The 23178-nt window shown below is 42.3% G+C and carries 21 protein-coding genes; all 21 read left to right on the forward strand.

Annotated features, from left to right (window positions below; all coding sequences use genetic code 11):
* Positions 1–9: 9 nt before the first annotated feature.
* The 21 genes from E2I05_RS02760 to rng all read left to right on the forward strand — a co-directional run bounded on the left by E2I05_RS02760 (position 10) and on the right by rng (position 23176).
* On the forward strand, positions 10–675 hold the full coding sequence (locus E2I05_RS02760; RefSeq protein ID WP_121853531.1) for an MSHA biogenesis protein MshJ: 666 nt from the start codon (positions 10–12) through the stop codon (positions 673–675).
* Positions 659–1000 (forward strand): MSHA biogenesis protein MshK, encoded by a 342-nt coding sequence (locus E2I05_RS02765; protein WP_133309450.1) that lies wholly within the window; start codon positions 659–661, stop codon positions 998–1000. Before E2I05_RS02760 ends, E2I05_RS02765 begins: the two co-directional genes overlap by 17 nt.
* 3 nt (positions 1001–1003) lie before the next feature.
* Complete coding sequence (gene mshL, locus E2I05_RS02770) at positions 1004–2716, forward strand: pilus (MSHA type) biogenesis protein MshL (protein ID WP_121853529.1); 1713 nt, start codon at positions 1004–1006, stop codon at positions 2714–2716.
* Between the two features lie 9 nt (positions 2717–2725).
* The gene (locus E2I05_RS02775; RefSeq protein ID WP_121853528.1) at positions 2726–3640 is read left to right on the forward strand and encodes an ExeA family protein; all 915 of its coding nucleotides are present in this window, start codon (positions 2726–2728) and stop codon (positions 3638–3640) included.
* The gene (locus E2I05_RS02780; RefSeq protein ID WP_165905483.1) at positions 3637–4701 is read left to right on the forward strand and encodes a tetratricopeptide repeat protein; all 1065 of its coding nucleotides are present in this window, start codon (positions 3637–3639) and stop codon (positions 4699–4701) included. The genes E2I05_RS02775 and E2I05_RS02780 overlap by 4 nt, the downstream gene beginning before the upstream one ends.
* Positions 4698–6458: a GspE/PulE family protein gene (locus E2I05_RS02785; protein ID WP_121853526.1), complete on the forward strand. Its 1761-nt coding sequence runs from the start codon at positions 4698–4700 to the stop codon at positions 6456–6458. Before E2I05_RS02780 ends, E2I05_RS02785 begins: the two co-directional genes overlap by 4 nt.
* 2 nt (positions 6459–6460) lie before the next feature.
* A complete protein-coding gene (locus E2I05_RS02790; RefSeq protein ID WP_121853525.1) occupies positions 6461–7678 on the forward strand; it encodes a type II secretion system F family protein in 1218 nt (405 codons plus the stop codon).
* A gap of 1 nt (position 7679) precedes the next feature.
* Positions 7680–8255 carry a hypothetical protein gene (locus E2I05_RS02795; protein ID WP_121853524.1) on the forward strand — a complete coding sequence of 192 codons (576 nt, stop codon included), beginning with the start codon at positions 7680–7682 and terminating at the stop codon, positions 8253–8255.
* Positions 8256–8336: 81 nt separating this feature from the next.
* Entirely contained in the window at positions 8337–9074 is a 738-nt protein-coding gene (locus E2I05_RS02800; RefSeq protein WP_133309451.1) for a hypothetical protein, read from the forward strand.
* A gap of 253 nt (positions 9075–9327) precedes the next feature.
* On the forward strand, positions 9328–9822 hold the full coding sequence (locus E2I05_RS02805) for a type II secretion system protein (protein WP_121853522.1): 495 nt from the start codon (positions 9328–9330) through the stop codon (positions 9820–9822).
* 187 nt (positions 9823–10009) lie between these two features.
* Positions 10010–10507 carry a prepilin-type N-terminal cleavage/methylation domain-containing protein gene (locus E2I05_RS02810; protein ID WP_179952743.1) on the forward strand — a complete coding sequence of 166 codons (498 nt, stop codon included), beginning with the start codon at positions 10010–10012 and terminating at the stop codon, positions 10505–10507.
* 137 nt (positions 10508–10644) lie between these two features.
* Positions 10645–12819 carry a hypothetical protein gene (locus tag E2I05_RS02815; RefSeq protein ID WP_121853521.1) on the forward strand — a complete coding sequence of 725 codons (2175 nt, stop codon included), beginning with the start codon at positions 10645–10647 and terminating at the stop codon, positions 12817–12819.
* Positions 12820–13900: 1081 nt separating this feature from the next.
* Positions 13901–14410 carry a prepilin-type N-terminal cleavage/methylation domain-containing protein gene (locus E2I05_RS02820; RefSeq protein WP_165905482.1) on the forward strand — a complete coding sequence of 170 codons (510 nt, stop codon included), beginning with the start codon at positions 13901–13903 and terminating at the stop codon, positions 14408–14410.
* A complete protein-coding gene (locus tag E2I05_RS02825) occupies positions 14410–15249 on the forward strand; it encodes a PilW family protein (protein WP_121853519.1) in 840 nt (279 codons plus the stop codon). Before E2I05_RS02820 ends, E2I05_RS02825 begins: the two co-directional genes overlap by 1 nt.
* Positions 15239–15679 (forward strand): MSHA biogenesis protein MshP, encoded by a 441-nt coding sequence (locus E2I05_RS02830; RefSeq protein ID WP_121853518.1) that lies wholly within the window; start codon positions 15239–15241, stop codon positions 15677–15679. The genes E2I05_RS02825 and E2I05_RS02830 overlap by 11 nt, the downstream gene beginning before the upstream one ends.
* A 4-nt stretch (positions 15680–15683) precedes the next feature.
* Complete coding sequence (locus tag E2I05_RS02835) at positions 15684–18371, forward strand: DUF6701 domain-containing protein (protein WP_121853517.1); 2688 nt, start codon at positions 15684–15686, stop codon at positions 18369–18371.
* Positions 18372–18584: 213 nt separating this feature from the next.
* A complete protein-coding gene (locus E2I05_RS02840; RefSeq protein WP_121853516.1) occupies positions 18585–19634 on the forward strand; it encodes a rod shape-determining protein in 1050 nt (349 codons plus the stop codon).
* A 36-nt stretch (positions 19635–19670) separates the two neighbouring features.
* Positions 19671–20531 (forward strand): rod shape-determining protein MreC, encoded by an 861-nt coding sequence (mreC, locus tag E2I05_RS02845; protein ID WP_121853515.1) that lies wholly within the window; start codon positions 19671–19673, stop codon positions 20529–20531.
* Positions 20528–21016: a rod shape-determining protein MreD gene (gene mreD, locus E2I05_RS02850; protein WP_121853514.1), complete on the forward strand. Its 489-nt coding sequence runs from the start codon at positions 20528–20530 to the stop codon at positions 21014–21016. Before mreC ends, mreD begins: the two co-directional genes overlap by 4 nt.
* Before the next feature lie 2 nt (positions 21017–21018).
* The gene (locus tag E2I05_RS02855; protein ID WP_165905481.1) at positions 21019–21609 is read left to right on the forward strand and encodes a Maf family protein; all 591 of its coding nucleotides are present in this window, start codon (positions 21019–21021) and stop codon (positions 21607–21609) included.
* Positions 21610–21712: 103 nt separating this feature from the next.
* Entirely contained in the window at positions 21713–23176 is a 1464-nt protein-coding gene (gene rng, locus E2I05_RS02860) for a ribonuclease G (protein WP_179952744.1), read from the forward strand.
* The last annotated feature ends 2 nt before the right edge of the window (positions 23177–23178 follow it).

Raw genomic sequence — 23178 nt, forward strand, 5'->3', positions numbered from 1 at the left:
CCTATTCGAATGAAGAAATTACTGATTTGGGCTGATAGATTCAACACCCTTAGTATCCGTGAAAGGAGTTTAGTTGTAACAGCTTCTATAGCGTTAGTCGGGTGGTTGTGCTTTTTATCCCTAGAGTCATTCTACCTGACCAGTCAACGAGCGCACATGCAGCTTAGGGATCTGAACAAGCAAAACGAGTTAACCGAGCAGTTGCTGACAAATTATCAACAACAGCTCGCTCAAGATCCTAATCTTGATTACCGCAATCAGCTCAAACATGTTGAAAGCGAAATTCAGCTACTTGATGATCGGTTAAAAACGAAATTTGTCGATATTGTGCCTTCAGATAAAATGCCGCTTTTGTTGCAACAGTTATTGAGTCGCTCAAAAGGGGTTAGATTGATCGCAATGGAATCTATAGCTCCAAAGCCTTTGCTCGATTTTAAGGATAGTGAAACCAAAATGATTTCGTTAAATTTGTATCGTCATGGGATCAAATTGAGGCTAAATACTGATTATTTCAGTTTTTTAACTTTTATTAAATCCATCGAGGCATTGCCGAATAAATTGTATTGGAAGCGTCTTGATTATCAGGTTATCGAGTTTCCACAAGCCGAAGTTGAGTTGGAATTATATACCTTGAGTGTCAGTAAGGAGTTCATCAGTGTTGCAAAAGCTCAGTAGTGTTTTTATCGTGAGCCTGACTCTGTTGGCTTTGCTTAACAACGCAGTCGAGGCGCAAACAAAAGATCAAACCTTGAGAGATCCTACTCAACCCAGTAAGTTTACAGCTTTAAGATCAGATAATATCGGTAATAATGGAAAGTTAACGCTTAATAGCATAGTGACAGGAAGTCAGCCTTTTATTGTGGTCAACGATGAAATAAAAACCATTGGTGACAGCATTAATAATGTAAAAATAATTCAAATCGAGACAAACAGTGTCGAATTGGCTGATGGACGAAGATTGACTTTGTTCGAAACAATAACGAAGTCAAAGGGAAAATAATCTATGCGCATAAACCAGTACGGAATCACTCTGTTATCTTTATCTCTTGTCGCGTGTCAAAGCACTGACCGACCAGTACCAAGCTCAGCTAAAGCTGAGCTGAACCATGCCATATCAGCGGTAACTAAAGCACAAAACAGCACAAGCCATATTGCTCCACCTCCAGCCTTACCAACGGCGGTTCAACAAGAATTAGCCGCTGATCAGTTGTTAGCAAAAAAATTAATAGCGCCCAAAGAACGCCGATTTGATGTCAATGCTAAAGACGTGGATGCCAAAGTTTTTTTCCCAAGTTTAATTCACAATACGCCACTGAGCATTGTGGTTCATCCTAATGTTTCGGGTAAAGTCTCGTTAGCATTGAAGGCCGTTACCTTAGCCGAAGTTTTGCAAGTTATACAGGATATTTATGGCTACGAAGTCAGTCGAGAAGGGCGAATTCTTAGGGTTTATCCTGCTGGCCTTCGCACCGAAACGTTTCCTGTTAATTATTTGTATATGCAACGAGAAGGCTTATCAATTACGTCAGTCAATTCTGGACGTTTGAGCGATAACCAAGGCAATAATCGAAGTAATAATCAGAGTAATCGAAATAGCTCTGGCAGCCGAAGTGGTAGTAGTAATGAGTTTAACAGTGAAAGTAGCCATAGCTCGGGTAATAACAATACAAACGGCACCTTCATTCGTTCTACCAATAAAACTGATTTCTGGAAAGACTTACAGCAAACATTAAGTTCAATTATTGGCAGTTCAGGTAATGGTCGCCAAGTTGTGACAACGCCTCAAGCGGGGCTAGTGACTGTGCGCGCATTTCCTGACGAGTTACGTCAAGTGCGTGAGTTTTTATCAAAAGCGGAATCACATTTACAACGGCAAGTGATCCTTGAAACTAAAATCATTGAAGTAACGCTTTCAGATGGTTACCAACAAGGTATTCAATGGAGTGATGTGGTCAGTCAAATTGGTCACAACGACAATACCAATGTCAATTTCGGCACATCACAAGGTGATGTACTGTCCGATGTCATTTCTCGCTCTCTTGGTGGCGTAACCTCATTATCGCTAACGGGTACCGATTTTACAGCAATGATTAATTTGCTGAAAACTCAGGGCGATGTGGATGTATTGTCGAGTCCACGAGTAACAGCCTCAAATAATCAAAAAGCCGTGATAAAAGTGGGATCCGATGAATATTTCGTTACTGACGTTTCATCAACGGTTATTTCAGCGGTTAATGGTTCAAACCCTGTAGCGCAACCAGAAGTCGAACTGACGCCGTTTTTCTCTGGCATAGCTTTAGATGTCACACCGCAAATTGATGATAATGGTGGTGTGCTTTTGCATGTGCATCCATCGGTCATCGACATTAATGAGCAAACCAAGAGCATTAATATCGGTGACAATCCGTTGATTTTACCGCTGGCACAAAGCCAAATCCGTGAGTCAGATACCGTGATTAAAGCGATTTCAGGAGATGTTGTGGTAATTGGCGGTTTAATGAAAACCGAAAAACAGGACGCAACGTCCAAAGTCCCATTGTTGGGGGATATTCCTCTAATAGGCGAATTATTTACTAATCGTAGTAAAGTGAATCGTAAAACGGAATTGATAATTTTATTAAAGCCAACAGTAGTCGGTGAAGGTACGTGGAAGTCAGAGCTTGAACGTTCACAGCAGTTACTTGACCGCTGGTATCCCGAAGGCCATGGGAAGTAAGTACAGCCTATGTATTTGCAGCACTTTGGTTTAACGGAACTGCCGTTTTCACTCACCCCAAACACCAGCTATTTTGTGCAGCTGGCACCGCACGTTGAGGCAATGCAAGTGCTGCAAACGGCGCTGCAAATGGGCGAAGGCTTTATTAAAGTCACAGGTGAAGTGGGAACAGGAAAAACCCTATTATGTCGGAAGTTACTCAATGAATTATCCGATGAGTTTCAATGTGCTTATATTCCTAACCCGTATCTTACGCCTGCTGAATTAAGCTGGGCGTTCGCTAAAGAGTTAGGCATGGATGTTGATGCGAGCATTAATCAAGTTCAACTTGCCCAAAGTATTCAACAGCGTCTACTTGAGTTAGCGCTAGCCGGTAAAACGGTCGTTTTAGTGTTAGACGAAGCGCAAGCCATTCCAGATGAAACTTTGGAAGCATTGAGGCTTTATACCAATCTAGAAACAGAGCAACGTAAACTGCTGCATTTAGTTTTATTCGGTCAACCTGAACTGGATCAACGCTTGATGACAGATAAATTTAGGCAGCTCAGGCAACGGATCGGGTTTAGTTATCAACTTCGACCCCTTAATCAAACGGAAGTACATAACTATATTGAACAGCGACTACGTGTTGCAGGTTTTACTGGTGTCAGTGCTGTGGATCATAAAGTAACAGGGTTAATTGCAACGGCTTCAAGAGGCACGCCCAGACTGATCAATATTTTGACCCATAAAGCGCTTATGGTGTGCTTTGGTGAAGGGCAACATAAGTTGACAAAAAAATATGTCATCGCCGCTGTGACAGATACCGAAGATGCCAGTACATTAAGACATTCATGGTTTAATATTCCTGTTTTAAGCAGCGTGTTACTCATCATTCTTGGCCTTGTATTTGCGATGAAACAATGGGGAGTGTTGCCGTTATGAGCGTGATAAATAAAGTGTTGCAAGATCTTGATAAACGCCAACAGCCACATCAGCTTGAAAATGTGCAGATATTGAGTACTCCGTCAACTCAGCCAAAGCAGCCTGCGACTTGGTTTTGGGTATTCGGGATTGTTATTGTTGCTGCTGTTTTCACTGTTTATCAGTTGTATCCCACTTTATTTTTAAGTACTGAAAGCCAAACACCGATTCAAGTTGCATTGGAAAAAGATGACACTCTGGTGGATGAAAAACAAGTTGTAGCGCCAGAGGTTGTTGAACCTAAAATTGTGAGTGAACAAGCCGCTGTGCCACACGAACTTGAGCCTGTAACAACACAAAACCCTCAAGCGTCGCCATTACCAATACAGCAAACTGAAAAACAAATAGATGAGCCAGAAATCCAGCCTAAAAGGATTCAAACATCAATAGCTGAAGAAAAACCACAAGCCATTTTGGAGATAAAACCCGTAGAGTTAACGCCTAAGCAATTAGCTGAAAAGTATTACAAACAGGGCGAGTCAGCGATAACGCAAGGGCAGGTGGATAATGCCATCGCTCACTTTCAGCGTTCATTGAGCTTCGATAACAGTTTTCATCCAGCGCGCAAGCAACTGGCCGCTCTGTATTTTGGTCGTAAGCAAAATAATAAAGCCATGACATTATTGCAAAGTGCTCAGCAACAATTCCCACAATACAGTGAGTATTCATTGATGTTGGCTAAAATAGATTTCAGTAATAACCAATACCAAAGTGCGATGCAAAGGTTGGCCAATATTCCAGACAGCGATGAACTCGCACCAGAGAAATGGATGCAACTTAGTACTATTTCACAGCAGCAACAAGATCACCCCATAGCTGTGGCTGCTTTTAAAAAGCTCACAGTGTATCGTCCTAGGGAAGGACGATGGTGGTTAGGGCTTGGATTTAATTTAGATGCACAGCAGCAATATGTGGAAGCCAGAGTAGCTTACCAACACGCGCTGGATACTCATTCGTTATCGAAAGCCAGTATTCAATATATTCAGCAACGTTTGCTGCAAATCAGTGAGGGATCAAAATGAAGCCAGCACTTAAAAAACGGCTTGGTGATTTGTTAGTTGATAATCAGATTATTTCTGATGAGCAGTTGCAACAAGCGCTAGCAGATCAAAAAGCTACAGGTAAAAAACTAGGTAAGACGCTGATTAGTTTGAACTACATTAGCGAAACTCAGCTACTGACTTTTTTATCACAGCAGCTTAACTTGCCGTTTATTGATATCAGCCGTCGACCTATTTCGGCTGAAGTCGTGAACTTATTGCCTGAAGTACAAGCTCGGCGTTTTCGAGCCCTTGTCATCGAAGACATGGGTGACAAAGTTAGAGTTGCCATGAGTGATCCCGCTGATTTACAAGCACTTGATGCACTTGAGGCACTGTTAGCGCCCAAAGCCATTAGCTTAGCCGTTGTACCAGAGCAACAACTGCTGACAGCCTTTGATAATTTATATCGCCGAACTCAAGAAATTGCTCAAATAGCAGGCGAGTTAGAGCAAGAGTACGCCGCTGACGAGTTATTCGATTTAAGCAGCATAACCGATAGTGATGCCGATAACGAAACCACAGTCGTTAAACTATTGCAGTCGATCTTTGAAGACGCCGTACAAATGCGAGCATCGGATATTCATATCGAGCCCGGTGAAAAACAATTACGCATACGCCAGCGTATTGATGGTCAGCTTCATGAAACGGTGCTGAACGAAGTTCATATTGCGTTAGCCTTGGTTTTACGGTTGAAGTTGATGGCTGGCTTAGATATTTCGGAAAAGCGATTGCCCCAAGACGGTCGTTTTCATATTGATATTCGTGGTCATAAAATTGATGTGCGGATTTCAACCATGCCTGTGTATCACGGCGAGTCAGTGGTCATGCGATTACTCGATCAATCTGCAGGCCTATTGACCTTAGATGAAACAGGTATGCCGCCAGCGATTTTGGCGCGAGTGCGTCAGCAAATAAATCGACCCCATGGCATGTTATTGGTGACAGGGCCAACAGGTAGCGGTAAAACCACCAGTTTATACGGGATTTTGAGCGAATTAAACACGCCTTATCGTAAAATCATTACGGTTGAAGATCCGGTAGAGTATCAATTGCCGCGCATTAACCAAGTACAAATTAATCATAAGATAGGTCTCGATTTTTCTGGTGTATTACGTGCCACGTTACGACAAGATCCCGACATCATCATGGTGGGGGAAATGCGTGATCAAGAAACCGTAGAAATTGGTTTACGAGGCGCATTAACGGGTCACTTTGTATTATCGACCTTACATACCAATGACGCGGTAACCAGTGCATTACGCTTGTTAGATATGGGAGCCGCTAGTTATCTGGTCGCCAGTGCACTTAGGGTGATTATTGCTCAGCGATTGGTACGGCGGGTATGTAAAAACTGCGCGGTAGATACTCAGCTCAGCCATCAAGATTTAATGTGGCTGCTTAACATTTCAAACCGCGATTTCAGTCAGGCCACATTAAAGGTCGGTACAGGTTGTCAAAGCTGTAACGGCAGTGGTTATCATGGTCGAATCGGTGTGTTTGAAATGTTGGAAATTGACGACGAATTAATGGACGTAATGCGCAGCGGCGATCCTCAATCCTTTGCATTAGCCGCAAAAAATAACCCTAACTTTGTACCGTTAGCCCAATCGGCGCTTGATTATTTATACCAAGGTTTAACCACCATAGAAGAGGTGGCTAAGCTGGTGGAAACCGTCAATGATGATACCGCTCCAATGACAACTCCAGCGGCAACCGTTTATGAGCCAGAGGTGTAACTATGGGGTGGTTTGAATATCGAGGCCGGGATAACCAAGGACAAGCTGTTTCAGGCAAGTTAGAAGCGCAATCAGAATCAGCGGTCGCTGATTTACTGATGTCTCGTGGCACCATCCCTATTGAAGTCATAGCGGTCAAAGAAAGCAATGATGTTGATTTAAGTAGCCTGTTTCAGCGCAAGGTAAGCTTAGAAGAATTGCAAATCTTTGCCAGACAGATGTACTCACTAACCCGCGCAGGTATTCCTATCTTGCGTGCCATATCGGGGCTTTCCGAGAGTACGCATTCAAAACGAATGAAACAAGCGCTCGACTCCGTATTGGAACAGTTAACCTCTGGTCGACCTTTGTCGTCTGCAATGAATCAGCATCCCGATGTTTTTAGCTCTTTGTTTGTGTCTATGATACATGCAGGTGAAAACTCGGGTAAGCTTGAAGAAACATTTATTCAGCTGTCGGTTTATATCGAACGAGAGCAAGAAACTCGCCGCCGGATCAAATCGGCCATGCGATACCCAAGCTTTGTGTTAGTAGCCATTGTGATGGCCATCGCGATTTTGAATATCTTTGTTATTCCTAAATTCGCCACCATGTTTAGTCGATTCGGTGCTGACTTACCTTGGGCGACCAAACTATTGATTGCGACCTCTAATGCGTTTGTTGAACATTGGGTAGCGATGATAATAGTTACCTTGGTGACGTTTTTTGGCATTCGATATTGGCATAAAACACCAAGTGGTGAAAGGCAATGGGACAAATGGAAGCTGAGCTTACCTGTTGTGGGTTCGATCATTGAGCGTTCGACCTTGTCGCGATATTGTCGCTGTTTTTCAATGATGCTCAGTGCAGGAGTCCCGATGACCCAAGCGCTGAGTTTGGTGGCTGATGCTGTCGATAATCAATATATGCACGACAAGATTGTTAAAATGCGCCACGGTATTGAATCCGGCGAATCAATGTTACGCATCTCATCGAATAGCCAGTTGTTTACGCCATTGGTGTTACAAATGGTGGCGGTCGGTGAAGAAACTGGGCAAATGGATCAACTGCTTAACGATGCCGCCGACTTTTACGAAGGCGAAGTGGATTATGATCTTAAAAATTTAACCGCTAAGTTAGAGCCGATACTTATTGGCGTTGTGGCCGCAATGGTATTGGTGCTTGCGTTGGGGATCTATTTACCCATGTGGGATATGCTCAACTTAGTGAAAGGCGGATAACTTGGCTGGGCAAGCAAGGCAAGATTTTAATGCCATGCTGACGTTTACACGTGTCCTATCGGTGGCTGTGGTATTCATTTTACTCGCGGTGGCGGCTGTTAGCTTGACCAAAGATGTAGAGAAATTCAGTAATCAAGCTTGGCAACAACAATACGCCCGATTAGTTCACAGTGTAAATGCCATCTACAGTCAATGGTTGATTCGAGGTAAACCACAGCGGTTAACCCTAGGTTGGCAAACTTTGTCGCTAGTTGGGACGCGAGAGTCATCGAACCTGAAAATAAATAAGTTGAGTGCTCGTCAAGACGCGATAGCGGAAACAACCAATGAAATCTGGTTATCTAATACAGGTTTTCCGCAATTGAAGGCGAAAGATAAGAGCGGCTGCCAGAGATTGTGGCATGACTTATTGGGGCAAAAGTTGGATGAAAACCTGAAGCATGAGTTAAAACAAACAAGACAGACAGCAATTACAATCTATCGGCAGGAACCACAGAGATGTTTGTTTCAAGGCGAAGGAGGTAGCCAAATAATTATCGATTTTTCTATTGAAAAATTGAGTTTTATCGAAGGTTAGCGCTACACCTTGTTAATAAAATGTGTCAGTCTACAAATGCGGCATAGCGATAAAAATAATAAAAATGAAATAAGGGCATTCATGTTAAGTCGAGTACGTGAACCTAGGTTGTTAAGAATAGTATTTTTAATAATAGGGCTGTTAACCGCGGCCGCCTATGTTCATAAAGTGTATTTTTATCACGAGCGAGATGCTTATGGCTTGCATCAAGAGCACCTCAAAGGATTATTCGACCGTGCCACAAAGCGGGTGCATCAGTTGTGGTTAGAGAGTGGCAAGACCGCTAACTTTGTGATGTTAGATGGGAAAAAAGTTAATATAGACCCTCGTTTTGGCTATCCATCAGGCATTAGCCACGCCGCTGATGATATGCAGCTGATAGATTGTGAATATGTGCTCGAACAAATCATGACCAGACCACCCATTATGGTGTATTACTTTGAGCCCGCACGAGGCTCACATTTTGCGGTGCAAGCCACAGATAAAAGTGCAGGTGATGCCGTCGACGAAAATGATAATATCCTCTACAAAGATATGGATGGATGTGTATATTATAACACTAGAGAAATCCCGTTAAATGAACGCACTGGGATACCCGATCCGATCCCACTCATGTTAAGTGAAGGTGCTGAAGGTATTGTTTATAAACCTCATGTGGGCCGAACTTTTACTTTTAGACCAGAAGACATGAGTGAATACAAAATTTATAAGAAAAAATCGACGCCAGAACTTGAGCGTTTAGAAGCGACATATTCATTGGAATTAAGAGCAAAGTTACGTGAACAAGCACGCAAGAAGCTGGAGGATGAAAAACACTGATTTTGAGTGTTATTGAGGACGCGATAAGCGCGTAACTCAACAAGAATTTGGAGTAGTTATACAGGTAAGTAAATTGCTGTTACCTGTATACATCACGGACGATTAGGGGTAGCTGCTGTATTGCAATGTTTTATTTGCGATCATGTAGTTTTTTGGGCGAGCCAATAGGTTCGGTAAACTTAAGGGACAAGGTTGTCAGTGAGCGCTATTGGCATTCTGTAGTATTAAAAGTATTAAAAAAAGAGATAAGATTATGAAATTAAAACAACAAGGTTTCACCCTAATCGAATTAGTGGTCGTGATTATTATTCTAGGTATTTTGGCGGTAACGGCTGCGCCTAAGTTTATTAATTTTCAAGGAGATGCGAGAGAATCAGCTTTGCAAGGGTTGAAAGGTGGGATTCAAGGTGCGAATTCTATTTTATACTCAAAAGCTGCATTTTCGGGTAACCCTCATGAGGCAACTACAGTTGAGCTTGATAATGGAGTTGATGTAATTTTAATCGCAGGATATATGCGAGCAACTAAAGCTTCTTTAGAAGCTGGTATGGATTCAAAATTTGATGTATTGGCAGATCCACAGCTTAGAACTGGAGATTGGATTATTGATACAACTGCAGCGACAAACGATGCAGCCGGTAAAGCTAAAATTTATGCTCATGGTTCTAAAGACACTTGCTCTTTAACTTATACAGAAGCTACAGCAACAACTTCACCTGATTATACTTTCGACACATCTGGCTGTTAAAGCATGCAGGCCTACCTACGTAGGCCTTCTTCTTCAAAAACAATAAGCCACAAATATTCAATGAATTCTCGTTCATGTTGCAGTAATCGAACTATTTTCAACCCCGTTTTTCATTCGAATCATTCGGGCTTTAGCCAAAAAGGGGAGTCGATTGCGCTTACCATCGAAAGTCGCTCTTGCTGATCTGTTGACGTTAAGCAAGCCAAATTGTCACAGCAGTTACCTAAATAAGCCGTTAGGCTTTACGCTTGTGGAGTTAGTCACCACAATGGTTTTGCTGGGTATTTTGGCAGTAACAGCACTACCAAGGTTTATCGGAACCAGTAGTTTTAGTGCGTACAGTGTCCGTAGTGAATTCATTTCAGCCCTGCGTCAGCTGCAACAGCAAGCATTGAGTAATACCGACCAATGTTATCGCATGAATGTCACTCAAGCAGGTTATCAAGCCGAAGTATCGGCAAGCTGTGACACGACATATCAAGCATTAAATCCCTTAAGCCTTAGCACATCTCGAATTGAGTGGCCAAATGGTACTCAAGTTCAATTCGCCAGCAGCGGTGCAGAGAGCTTTGTCCTTAATTTTGATCGACAAGGCATCACTCAAGCTTGCAATGGCCGCTGCATAAACATTATTGCGGGCGATAGTGTCGGCATTGATATTTCGGCCGAGGGCTATATTTATTGAATAAATTACATTCAAATTAATCGCTTAAAAATAATTTGCTAATAGGTTCATTATGCTCATTATTCTTATGGTATTGGTTAAGCTTAGGTTCACGGTATGAGTGTTAGGCTGTTCGAAATTTTACTGGGGATTAACCTATGTCATTACCAGCTATATCCACATCAGGTGCTACTGCACGCAGAGAATTGGAGAATGTCCCTCAGCCTGAAATTCTAGATCTAACTTCAAATAGATACCGTGTAGCCATTAGTCCTGAAAATATTGACCACATTGTTACGTGGTTTCGTACAGGAGAAAAATTACGTAGTGTTGCTGGGCATCTTGGCTATTCTTATGCTCATGTTAGAGATATTGAGACAGATTTTGATTTCGACAATTCCCGCAGCTGGAAGGCGTTTCTAAATGAATGGAGTCAAAAGCCTACTGCTCAACCAAGCGATTTAGTGAAAGCATTTAATGATAGTAACCAAAAACCTATTGCTTCATTAATAGAGGATTTTCTTCGTAAAAGTCCCCAAGAACAACAAGCCGAAAGAGATAATGCTTACTCTGATCCTAGGCGTTTTGACAATGGGCACCCAATGAATGAACTGGCCATTGTAAATTATATACATTCAGGTGATCGTGCCAATTGTTCACTTAAAAATTTGGTGCCTCTTTTAAAAATGCCACGATCATTAGCGTTAGATAACGAGTACAAGAATGTACAAGAACAATGGTTAAACGTTCTCCTAGAGTGGGGTGAAAAGTATAAAGAACATGCAACGGTTGAGTGGTTAGCAATGTCATTACTAAACCTAGGTTTTAGAGATTCTGCTGAAAAATTGCTTGATAAACATGGTATTAGCTTCGGCAATGTAGCCGAGTCACAACCACTAAGTGTCGCAACAAACCTAAGCCAACCTCCGATATCTCACCAGCCTCGACCAGTTATTACTACAGTGCCTCCAGTGCCTTTTCATCAGCCCCAAACTGCTGAAGTTTCAGTACACCAAGTAATTCCAATCATTTCAGCCAGCGCCACTATCAGTGAGAGAACGATAATGGATATTGTGTGTGCCTTGAGCGGAGAATCGTGGAAAACGCTTGCTTCCTATTTAGGGTTTAGTTCCACAGAGCGCAGTGATATTTCCAGAAATCATAGTGATTATAGTGAACAATGGGGTGGGGTATTAAGTGAATGGAAATCGACACAAGGCTCTGATGCAACTTATGATAAGTTGTTAAAAGCTTTCGAAAAAGCAGAAATGATGTTGTTACATCAAAAGCTTAAGCAACTCATGGGGCAAGATATAGGCACATCAAAGACAGTTATGCCTACTGAAATAGCGAGGGAGAATCACAAATTTAACCTTCCTAAATACCAAGTTCCTATGACAATAGACGCCGCTTGGGATTTCCGTATGGATATCCTAAAGGAAGGCTGCACAGAGAGCTGGCAGCCTGTCGCTGCAAGGCTTGGTGCCCGCAATAATGGAACAGAGCTATGGACAAAGGACTATAGTTATGACCCTAGTGAGCCTTGGTCTATAATGTGTATGGGGTGGATAGCAAAAGAACAAGAAAATGCAACGTATTCAACATTCCTTTCGGCTCTGTGCGGTGCAGGGTATTACGCACTAGCAGAAGATTTTAGTGCGTGGGTGGATAATGAAATTGCACCAAAACCAATAGTGGCTCAAGCTGCTGCGCTAAACAGTGAAGACTTAAACCGAAAGCTATTGTTAGGAAAAGTTGTTGAACCGGCTGATGTTATTCAGCTTATAACTAAGCTGATACCGGGTGGTGTGGAGGCTAATAGTTTGGCTGTGGAATTAGGTTTACAGTCTATCGATTGTGAGGATTTTAAACATATTGATAATACACAAGCCAGATTCTTAAAATTTTTCAAAATTTGGTTAAGTCGAAGTGCTAATCATGCGACGTGTCAAAAATTGTATGATGCGTTTTTGGCTCTCGAAGAAAATACACTTGCTGTAAAGTTTATAGAACACCTTCAACGAAGAGCTAATGTATTGGCTCAGGGAGGAACGCCTATGGCAATTGAAGATAAAACCTCTAGTTTAACTGATTCGATGGTAATACAATTTTCTCATCGATCAGACTGTAGCGTTGATTCGACTGTATTAGCGTATGCTCTTGGTATTAGTAAATACCCTTCGGCTGAAGAAGAGCCTGATAAACTCAAGAATCTTTTAGAGGAATTTCGTCGGAGGAATGGGAGTGATGCTACACTAGGAAAGCTTAAGGCTGCCCTTGAGTTATGTGGTGACAATGCAGCAGCTCATTGGGTATCTGCCAAATATATGTGAAGCGAGGACTAGGTTGAGGAAGGGCAAGGCTAAAACTAAAGCTAAAACTAAAGCTAAAGCTAAAGGGTGCCATTACTGCGTTACAAGCACTTGAATTATCCTGACAACAGCACGAAGTGTGTTGAACGCCAGTTTTGTATGGCTGCCGTAGGGAATATAGTACTTCGAGCTTGTGTCTTGCACTGAACCCCTTTAGGAAAGTTGCGGAAAAAGTACACCGATGAGTTCTCGTCACTCCAGCGCAGGCAGGAAACGAAGTAACGACAGCTTTGTATGTCGGTAGTCTAGTGCCTTTGCTTTTTTCTTTTTTCTTTTTTCTTTTTTCTTTTTTCTTTTTTCTTTAAAAGCCACTGGATACCAGCCTTCGCTGGTATGACAAAGATTGGTACTTTCTAAATCGCTAGCTCCCTTAGCTCTTGTTGAGTGAGTGAAAGATTAATTACTGAAATTGGCATTATTAAATTTTTTGTTGTTTGTGCTAAAGTCGACGATGAGAATGATTACTAAGATATTCCGCTTTATTTGGATAGTCTGAGAGGGCGCAGTTATTGAATTTTAATGTTTAATAAATGTAGAATGAAGATAGGCTTACTTTATTTTTTCTGGTGGCCCTTTCAGGCTTAAGAACGCAGGGTGTACTGTAAATAACAATAAGGAAAGTTGCGGAAGAAAGTATACCGATTGGTTCTTGTTACTCCAGCGCAGGCTGGAAACGAAGTAACGACAGTTTTGTATGTCGGTAGTCTAGTGCCTTTGCTTTTTTCTATAAAAGTCACTGGATACCAGCCTTCGCTGGTATGACATAAATTGGTACTTTCTAAATCGCTAGATCCCTAACAATAACAATAAAAAAAGGAAAATGATTTGATTGATCAATTGGGGCATAATGAACCGATAAAATTAATATTTTTTTTGGGCATTAACTCAGCCGAAACAATCAGATTTGTTTTTTTATATTTTTTCTACTTTTGGAGTGTTAGCGCTCTAATTTCCTTCTTTGCTATTTCTGTTAACTCCCTATATGTGCGTGTTTTGTTGAGCGATTATCAGCAATCACAATTTAGTCATCATGAGCATAGCTATGGGCAGTAATTCATTGAAGTCTTGTAACAACTATGGCTTCACACTTATTGAGTTAGTCGTTGGCATGTTAGTCATGAGCATTGCTATTGTAATGCTATCAACCATGTTGTTTCCCCAAGCGGATCGCGCCGCTGAAAATTTACATCGAATGCGAGCGGCTGAGCTGGCACAGTCCATCATGAACGAAATTTGGCCTAAGCGTTATGACCAAAATACTGGCGTTAATGGTGGCGTTCCAGCATGTGGTAGCCTTGATGGACTGACTTGCGCCAACAGAAAAGTGGGTAATAAAAACCGTAACGACTTTGACGTGCTGGATGACTACAACGGTTTGAACCAAAGCAGCTTAATGTTAAATTCCACTCAAACTTATGCCGATGTTTATCCAAACTATCAAATGCAAGTGACCGTAAGTACAGGCACGGCGAATACAAAAAATATCGCAGTGGTGGTCACGACCCCAATGAACGAAGCCATTCGCTTTGATGCGGTTCGGAGTAATTACTGATGGTCAGTTACCACTGCCAATCGGATCAACAGGGGTTTACCCTCGTTGAGTTAATCACAGTTATTATGATCCTTGGCATTGTGCTTATTGGTGTCAGTGGGTTTATCACTTTTGGTACCCGTATTTTTGTCGATTCCAGCTCGGTTGACCAAGCCTTGAGTGATAGCCGCTTTGCGTTGCAGCGCATGACACGAGAGCTACGCACCGCAATGCCGAACAGTTTACGGGTAACCTCTGGAGTGGGTTATCAATGCATTGAGTTTGTACCCATAGTAACCGCCAGCAGTTATGTCATCTTGCCGTTTCAGGACAAGCCTTCAAACGGAACAGGCAGAATATTGGCCGATGATAATCCAACTCGAGTAAAGGCAGATCATCGCGCTTATGTGTACCCGCTTACCCCAGAGGAGGTGTATCAAGCACCATCTATAGTGACTAAACACGGGATCGTGACTGGCGTTACTCAAAATGACAGCGAAATTAACCTCACATTTGCCACCGTTGGATCTCAGAACATTCAATTTAGCGAAGCCTCTGCGCAAAAAAGAATTTATTTTACTCATACCCCAGTCAGTTACTGCTTTTCGAGTGTGACTCAAACATTGAGGCGTTATAAAGAGTATGGTTTTTACGCCCTGCAACCTGATCCTGTTCAAATGGGAGACGGCGCCTTATTAGCTGGCAATATTGTGAATCAGCAGATCGGAAATGACTATCCAATTACACTTACGCCATCAACATTAGTCAACAACGCACTGATTCATTTACAACCGAGATTCACCGTTAATGGTGAAACCATTCAGTATCAGCATCAAGTGCAGGTGATTAATGTTCCTTAAATCAAATTCATCCTTAAACACAAGGTTAGCTTCTCGGCAAAAAGGCAGCATGTTAGTGATTGCGATTTTCGTGTTGACCGTCATGTTTTTACTGGCCGCAGCCTTGATTAATATCTCACAACACGAAGATAAAGCACTGACTCAAGAAGTCTGGGGGGCTCGGGCTTTGTTTACGGCTAATAGTGGTGCTGATGCGGCATTGGCTAGGTTATTTCCATTGGATGGTAGTCAGGGGACTTGTGAAATGAGTAGCGTATGGACTCCGCCAGCACTCGTTGGTTTTTCAAGCTGTCATGATGTTCACTTAACTTGCCGAGCCTTCACTGCCGATACAGTCACTCAATACCTTATTGGCAGCAAAGCAATTTGTGGATCAGGTGAGCTCAGAGTCAGCCGCCAAGTTGAAGTATTGGCTAAAAAAGAAGGATGATGAAATGACGCATTGTATTACTATTATCCGAACCCTGTTGGTGCTTGTGTTATTTTTATGCCCAATTGCAGCTCAAGCGATTGAACTGTGCAATACAATTTTTACAGATCCACCGACAGGTAACCACCATGGTTTATTCCTAGCACCTATCGGTATTCCTGACACTAATGGCAACTTAAAATGCGACGGAGAGACTACGCCAGACTGCAATAAAAGTGATGATTTTGTAGCCGGTGACTTTAATTATCATACTGGCGACTTTAGAAACGGTAATTACATTACGACTTCAGGTACAACAACTCGGCTGTACTTTAATTCTTTAGAGGTATTCAATGCAAACCTAAATTTAGATGGAAAAGCTGAAGATTTAATTATCTATGTGCGTGGCGCCTTCTCAATGTCAGGTTCAAGTCAAATTAATGGATTGGTTTACACCCCAACTGCGACTTTAAGTGGAGATTCACGTATTACAGGGGGACTCGCCGCTGGTGGGCATATAGCCATTCAAGGTAATGCCACCGTAACGGTCGAACCGGATGCCATTGAAAACGCTGATTTCGCAGGTATGTGTTATAACGGTCAATTTCCAGATCCTTCTAAACCACATCATTTTGAATTCGAAATCGAGTCAAGCTTACTCACTTGCAAACCATCGGCGGTAACATTAAAGGCTTGTGCAAATGCTGAATGTGATACCTTATTTGCTGATGATCTAAGCGCAAATTTATCACCAAACATTGCTTTCAATAATGGTGGCTGGTTTCAAAATGGCAATCGGGTACGGCAAGTTGTAATCGAAAATGGCCGCGCCAATATCGACTTACGTCACTTTTCGACAAATCCAATATCGATTAACGCGACCATGTTGAATGGCAGCGGGCTGAATGAAACTTTGTGTCAAATTGGAAACGGAGCAAAGTCAAACGCGAACTGTCAGTTAACCTTTGCAGATAGCGGTCTCCTCCTTACTATCGATGATAAATATGCTAATAAGCCCGAAAATGCGACGATTCAGGCGGTTCAAAAGTCAAATAACTCACCGCAATGCGTCCCAGCTTTTGCCAATAAGCCCAAAATTGTCCGATTTACAAGTGACTACATAGAGCCTGCTTCACCAGTAAATGAACCCATCGTCACAATAAATGGTGATAATACGATAACAACGCCAATTCATGTGCTTAATTTTAATAATGAAGGTCTAGCTAATTTTAGTATTAATTATCCCGATGCCGGTAAGCTGGAGATTGCCGCTCAGTTAATTGGAAGCGGTGATGAAGGCAGACTAATAATGACGGGGATGGGCTCATTCATCTCGGTGCCCTACGGTTTTTGTATTCAAGCGCCAGAAGCAAACTCGCAGTGTGTGACTGAAGATGCAAATTGTAGTGCCTTTAAAGCAGCTGGCTCCAACTTTTTTTTAGATATTCAAGCTAAGGCTTGGTCTACTAATAATACGCTGATTTGTAATAACAAAACGACTCCCAGTTATGCTCAAACTGATGTTGGGCTGATCCATCAACTGATCCAACCTGCAGGTGGTGAGTTAGGCGCTTTAAGTGTGATTGATTATTCACACATTGCTTCTATTCAGCCTAATAGAGAACAGCAAAGCGTGACAGAAACTGGTGTATTTCAATTTATTACTGTTCCTCCAGCATATTTAGGTAGTAACTTAGCTATTCAAGTGAATACCAGTGATTCAATTGGTCGTTTTGTACCCGCCAGTTTTGAGTTGTCGACCCCAAGTGTGCAATCTGTTTGTGAAACGGGAGTAAGCCAGAGTTACAGTTATTTGGATCAGGCCTTTAACACGAGATTTATCTTGCGAGCGTTAAATGTGAACGGACAAGTAACCCAAAATTATAGAGGGGATTTCGGTAAAGCCAGTATTGATTTGGTAGCACAAAATCAACCTTATACTAGTCAGTTAAATAGTGCACAGCCTGACTATGATAAGTTTCTTGAACTAACACACCGATTGAGTTTAGCGCAAGGGAGAGACAATATTATCGCAGAAAATGGCTGGACAGCAGGGCAAGCTTCTTTTGTGTTAGATCCAAAACTCAATCGACTTGATTCAAATATCAGTAATGGTGTCGATGGCCCTTTTAGTCGTATGACCATTGGACTTAATCTTGATGATCAAGAAACGCCCAATATTGCACAAGTATTGAATCCTGATATGCAAGCGTCGCTCGCAGCTAATTGTCAATTAACGGATAGCTGTGACGCTAAAGTGATTGGGCGAGTATTGATGCGTCATGGTCGTTTGGTGATGGACAATACTTATGGCCCTGAAACTCAGCAGCTTGTTATGCCAATACGAACTGAGTATTGGAATGGCAGCGGATGGCAAACGAATACTGATGATAATTGCACTCAAATTGAAGTTGCAGACGCCAGTTCTAAAGCCGCATTTATCTATGAGCCTGCACTAGACAATGGTGAGTCAGTCGCCCGTAAATTAGAGGTGAGTCTTAACCCATTTATTTCTGGTGCTGGTCGCTTGTTGTGGCAATCTGACGGTGTAAATCCTTATCGAGGTAAAATTACTTCGCCATTAATTGTGCCGGATTATCTACAATGGTATTGGGATGCAACTCCTAACTATGCTAACCCGTCAGCAAGTGTATATTTTGGACGATTTAGAGGTCATGATAAAATCATTTATTGGCGTGAAGTTGGACAGTAATTGGTATAAATGCGTTATTCGATTTCAAAATTGCCATTTTAGGCTGTGGTATAAATTTGTTTTCTGTCTAAATGGAACAGTTAACTGAATTAATCTAAAATAATTACAATCAAATGCGCATGTAATCGGCATTGCTCTTGTGGAATTGACAGGGCATTGATAGAGTTAACCGAATTTTTCTTTTTATGATTCCATTGAATACAGGCCTGACACATGTTTAAAAAGCTGCGTGGTGTTTTTTCAAACGATCTTTCAATCGATTTAGGAACAGCCAATACTCTTATATACGTTCGCGATCAGGGCATAGTGTTAAATGAGCCCTCTGTTGTTGCTATTCGTAGCGAACGTAGTGCTTCCAACCATAAGTCGGTTGCTGCAGTTGGCACAGAAGCTAAGCAAATGCTGGGACGGACTCCAGGAAACATTCAAGCCATTAGGCCAATGAAAGACGGAGTCATTGCAGACTTTTACGTGACTGAGCGTATGCTGCAACATTTTATTAAACAAGTACATAATAACGGTTTCTTTAGACCAAGTCCGAGGGTTTTGGTTTGTGTGCCAGTTGGCGCTACCCAAGTTGAGCGACGTGCTATCAGAGAGTCAGCAATGGGCGCAGGCGCTCGTGAAGTTTATCTTATTGTTGAACCAATGGCAGCGGCCATCGGTGCTGGTCTTCCGGTTTCCGAAGCGACAGGCTCTATGGTTGTTGATATTGGTGGCGGCACCACTGAAGTTGCGATTATTTCGCTCAATGGCGTAGTGTACTCTTCATCGGTTCGCATTGGTGGTGATAAGTTTGATGATGCCATCATCAACTATGTTCGTCGTAATTACGGTAGTTTAATTGGAGAAGCTACCGCTGAGCGCATTAAGCATACGATTGGTACGGCTTACCCGGGTGATGAAGTCCTTGAGATTGAAGTGCGTGGCCGTAATTTAGCTGAAGGCGTACCAAGAAGTTTCACCTTGAACAGCAATGAAATTTTAGAAGCCTTACAAGAACCACTGAGTGGTATTGTGAGTGCCGTCATGGAAGCGTTAGAACAGTCACCGCCAGAGTTAGCATCAGATATTTCCGAGCGCGGCATGGTACTTACCGGTGGTGGTGCGTTATTACGTGATTTAGATAGATTATTAATGCAAGAAACGGGTATTCCGGTAGTCGTAGCTGAAGATCCTCTTACATGTGTGGCTCGTGGCGGTGGAAAAGCACTTGAAATGATTGATATGCATGGTGGTGATCTGTTTTCTGAAGACAGCTAATGTGATTGGTTAGGCGACGGAAGTCGCCTATTTCTTATGAAGCCTATTTTTGCACGTGGAATTTCTCATCAAACGCGACTGCTTCTAGCAGTCGCTTTATCGATCTTATTAATCGCTACCAATAAATATCTTGATCCATTTCGCAGCTCTTTAGCAAGCTTGCTTGCGCCTGTTCAATATTTAGCGAGTGTCCCCGGTGCCTTGCTTGACTGGTCAGCGGAAAGTTTAGCCACCAGAGAAATGCTCGAAAAACAGAACACTCAGCTACTTAATCAGCAGTTAATGATGAGTGAACGCTTACAGCGTTTTGAACATTTACGTCAGGAAAACCAACGACTGCGCACATTGCTTGATTCTCCTATTCAGATCGATACCCGTAAAAAAGTCGCTGAAATTGTTGAGGTGGCCAGTGATCCTTATCATCAATATGTTGTGTTAAATCATGGTAGTAATAGTGGTGTTTTTGTGGGGCAACCTGTTATCGACGCACAAGGCATTGTGGGGCAAGTTGTTCAAGTTAATGCCTTAACAAGTCGAGTATTATTGCTGACGGATAGCACTCATGGATTACCTGTTCGTATTACTCGTAATGATGTTAGTTTGATTGCTAATGGCACTGGAATATTGGATGAGCTTGAATTAAGGCATGTATCAAAAAGCACAGATGTCCGTATTGGTGATTTATTAGTGACTTCAGGGCTTGGGCATCGTTTTCCAGAAGGTTACCCCGTTGCTCGGGTGATTAAAGTACAGCGAGATAGTGGCCAAAATTACGCACAGATCATCGCTCAACCCTTAGCGGCACTTGATCGGATTCGATATGTGTTGCTGATCTGGCCAGATTCTCAAATGCAAAATGAATTGATTGAGTCCAGCATCGCCAAGGAGTCACAATGAATTATCAAGCTGCTAATGGTCGTCCTGTTGCTTGGTTGACCTTTATTGTCGGATTAGTACTACAGGTGATGCCACTTCCAATGGAAATAAGCGCGTGGCGGCCAGATTGGTTGCTGCTTATCCTTATGTGTTGGACGCTGCATTTGCCTCATCGATACAGTATTTTTACCGCTTTTATATTGGGTGTGATACTGGACGTGTTACTTGGTTCCCATTTAGGTGTGAATGCGTTAGCACTTTCTATTTCAGTGTATTTTGTGCTCTTATATCAACAACGTTTGATTAACTTTCCTCAATGGCAACAAGCACTTGTTGTGTTGGCGATTATGATCCTTTATCACTTAATTGTTTTCTGGATTGAATTCATTCTAGGTGAAACCGAATTTAGCTTAGTCTTATTTTATCCGGCCTTTGCGAGCTTTATTTTTTGGCGCTGGGGCAACTGGATGATAAGGCGTATTGCTTTAAAATATAGAGTAACTTAATTGTGGAACTAGTATTGGCATCAACGTCTCCAAGACGTAAAGAACTGCTTGCATTGATTACCCAGTTAATGCCAGAAAAAACCTTTGACTGTGTTTCACCTGACATTGACGAGTCACAACTCGAATTTGAAATCGCAACGGATTATGTTAAACGTTTAGCGCTACAAAAAGCTAAAGTCGGTGCAGTATTGTTTGGTGATGAGAAGGCGATAGTGCTGGGGTCGGATACGATTGTTGTGGTGGATGATGATATTCTCGGCAAGCCAACAAGTTATCAAGATGCATTCGATATGCTGACACGATTATCAGGCCGTGAGCATCAAGTTATGACCGCCGTGGCGGTCGTGAGTCAAGATGGTTCAAATGTGCTAATGGTAGAAACTCAGGTTGAGTTCTGTGATTTAACGGCCAGTGATATTGAGTCGTATATAGAGTCTGGAGAGCCGATGGATAAAGCTGGTTCTTACGGTATTCAAGGTATAGCCGGTGCATTTATTAAAAATATTATTGGCAGTTATTCAGCGGTTGTTGGGTTGCCGATGATGGAAACAAGACAGTTATTGCTTAATGCACAAAGTATGAATTCGAAATAAAGTAGCCCTATCTAACGGATGAGCGAAACCGCGAAACGTCACGATGGGTAAATGCAAGGCAACAGTGATGAATCAGCGCGTAAATAATAAAGCTCAACGGAAAATGGGTTCAGAACTCCTAATTAATGTCACGCCGACAGAGGCTCGAGTGGCATTAGTTGAACATGGTGTATTGCAAGAGGTTCACGTCGAAAGACGTATGAAACGTGGACTGGTTGGTAATATTTACAAAGGCAAAATTAGCCGTGTATTACCGGGAATGCAAGCCGCATTTGTAGATATCGGCTTGGATAAAGCGGCATTCTTGCATGCATCAGACATTGTTCCTCATACTGAGTGTGTTGCCGATGGTGAAAAACGTAATTTTGTCGTGAGAGATATTAGTGAGCTGGTAAAGCAAGGCCAATTCATAGTTGTTCAAGTGGTTAAAGATCCGCTAGGCACGAAAGGAGCCCGTTTAACGACAGATATTACCCTGCCTTCTCGTTATTTAGTCTTTATGCCGGGTGCGGCTCATGTCGGTGTCTCACAACGCATTGATAGTGGTGAACGCGATAGACTGAAAACCATTGTTGAACCTTTTGTTGATGCCGATGGTGGCTTTATTATTCGCACCGCTGCAGAAGGCGTTGGCGAAGAAGAATTTATTCAAGATGCCGCGTTTTTGCGCCGAGTGTGGGGCAAAGTCAGTGAACGGCGAAAACGCTTAGGTGCGTGTTTGCTTTATCAAGATTTGCCACTGCAAGTGCGTATTGTTAGAGACTTTGTGGGGGCTAATTTAGATCGTATTCAAGTGGATTCAAAAACTACCTTTGACGAACTGGAACTGTTTGCTGAAGAATTTATGCCTGAAGTTGCAGATAAAATCGAACACTTCTCAGGGCCTTCTCCTATTTTCGATTTATACGATGTTGAAAACGAAATACAGCGGGCACTTGAACGCAAAGTTGAGCTTAAATCTGGTGGCTATTTGATCATCGATCAGACCGAAGCTATGACAACGGTAGATATTAATACGGGTGCTTTTGTCGGCCACCGTAATTTAGAAGAAACCATTTTCAATACTAATTTGGAAGCGACTCAAGCCATCGCGAGACAACTTAGGTTACGAAATTTAGGTGGCATCATCATTATCGATTTTATTGATATGCTTGACGAAGAACATCAACAACGAGTATTAGCGAGCCTTAGTTCTGCGTTAGGTCGCGATAAAGTTAAATCTAGCGTGAGTGGTTTCTCTGGCTTGGGTTTAGTTGAAATGACACGTAAACGCACTCGCGAAAGCATTGAGCATGTATTGTGTGAAGAATGCTCAATTTGTAACGGTTCAGGCAGCATGAAAACAGTTGAAACCGTTTCTTATGAAATATTTCGTGAAGTAATTCGCCTGCATCGAGCTTACGAGGCTGATGAGTTTGTTCTTTATTGCTCGCCTTCAGTGCATCACAGTCTCACTGGCGACGACAGTCATCTAGTGGCTGAACTGGCCGCTTATTCGAATAAACGAATTAAGGTTCAAGTTGAGCCCATGTATGCCCAGAACAAATTTGATGTGGTGATGATTTAGTG

The sequence above is a fragment of the Parashewanella spongiae genome, from assembly GCF_004358345.1.
Lineage (GTDB): Bacteria > Pseudomonadota > Gammaproteobacteria > Enterobacterales > Shewanellaceae > Parashewanella > Parashewanella spongiae.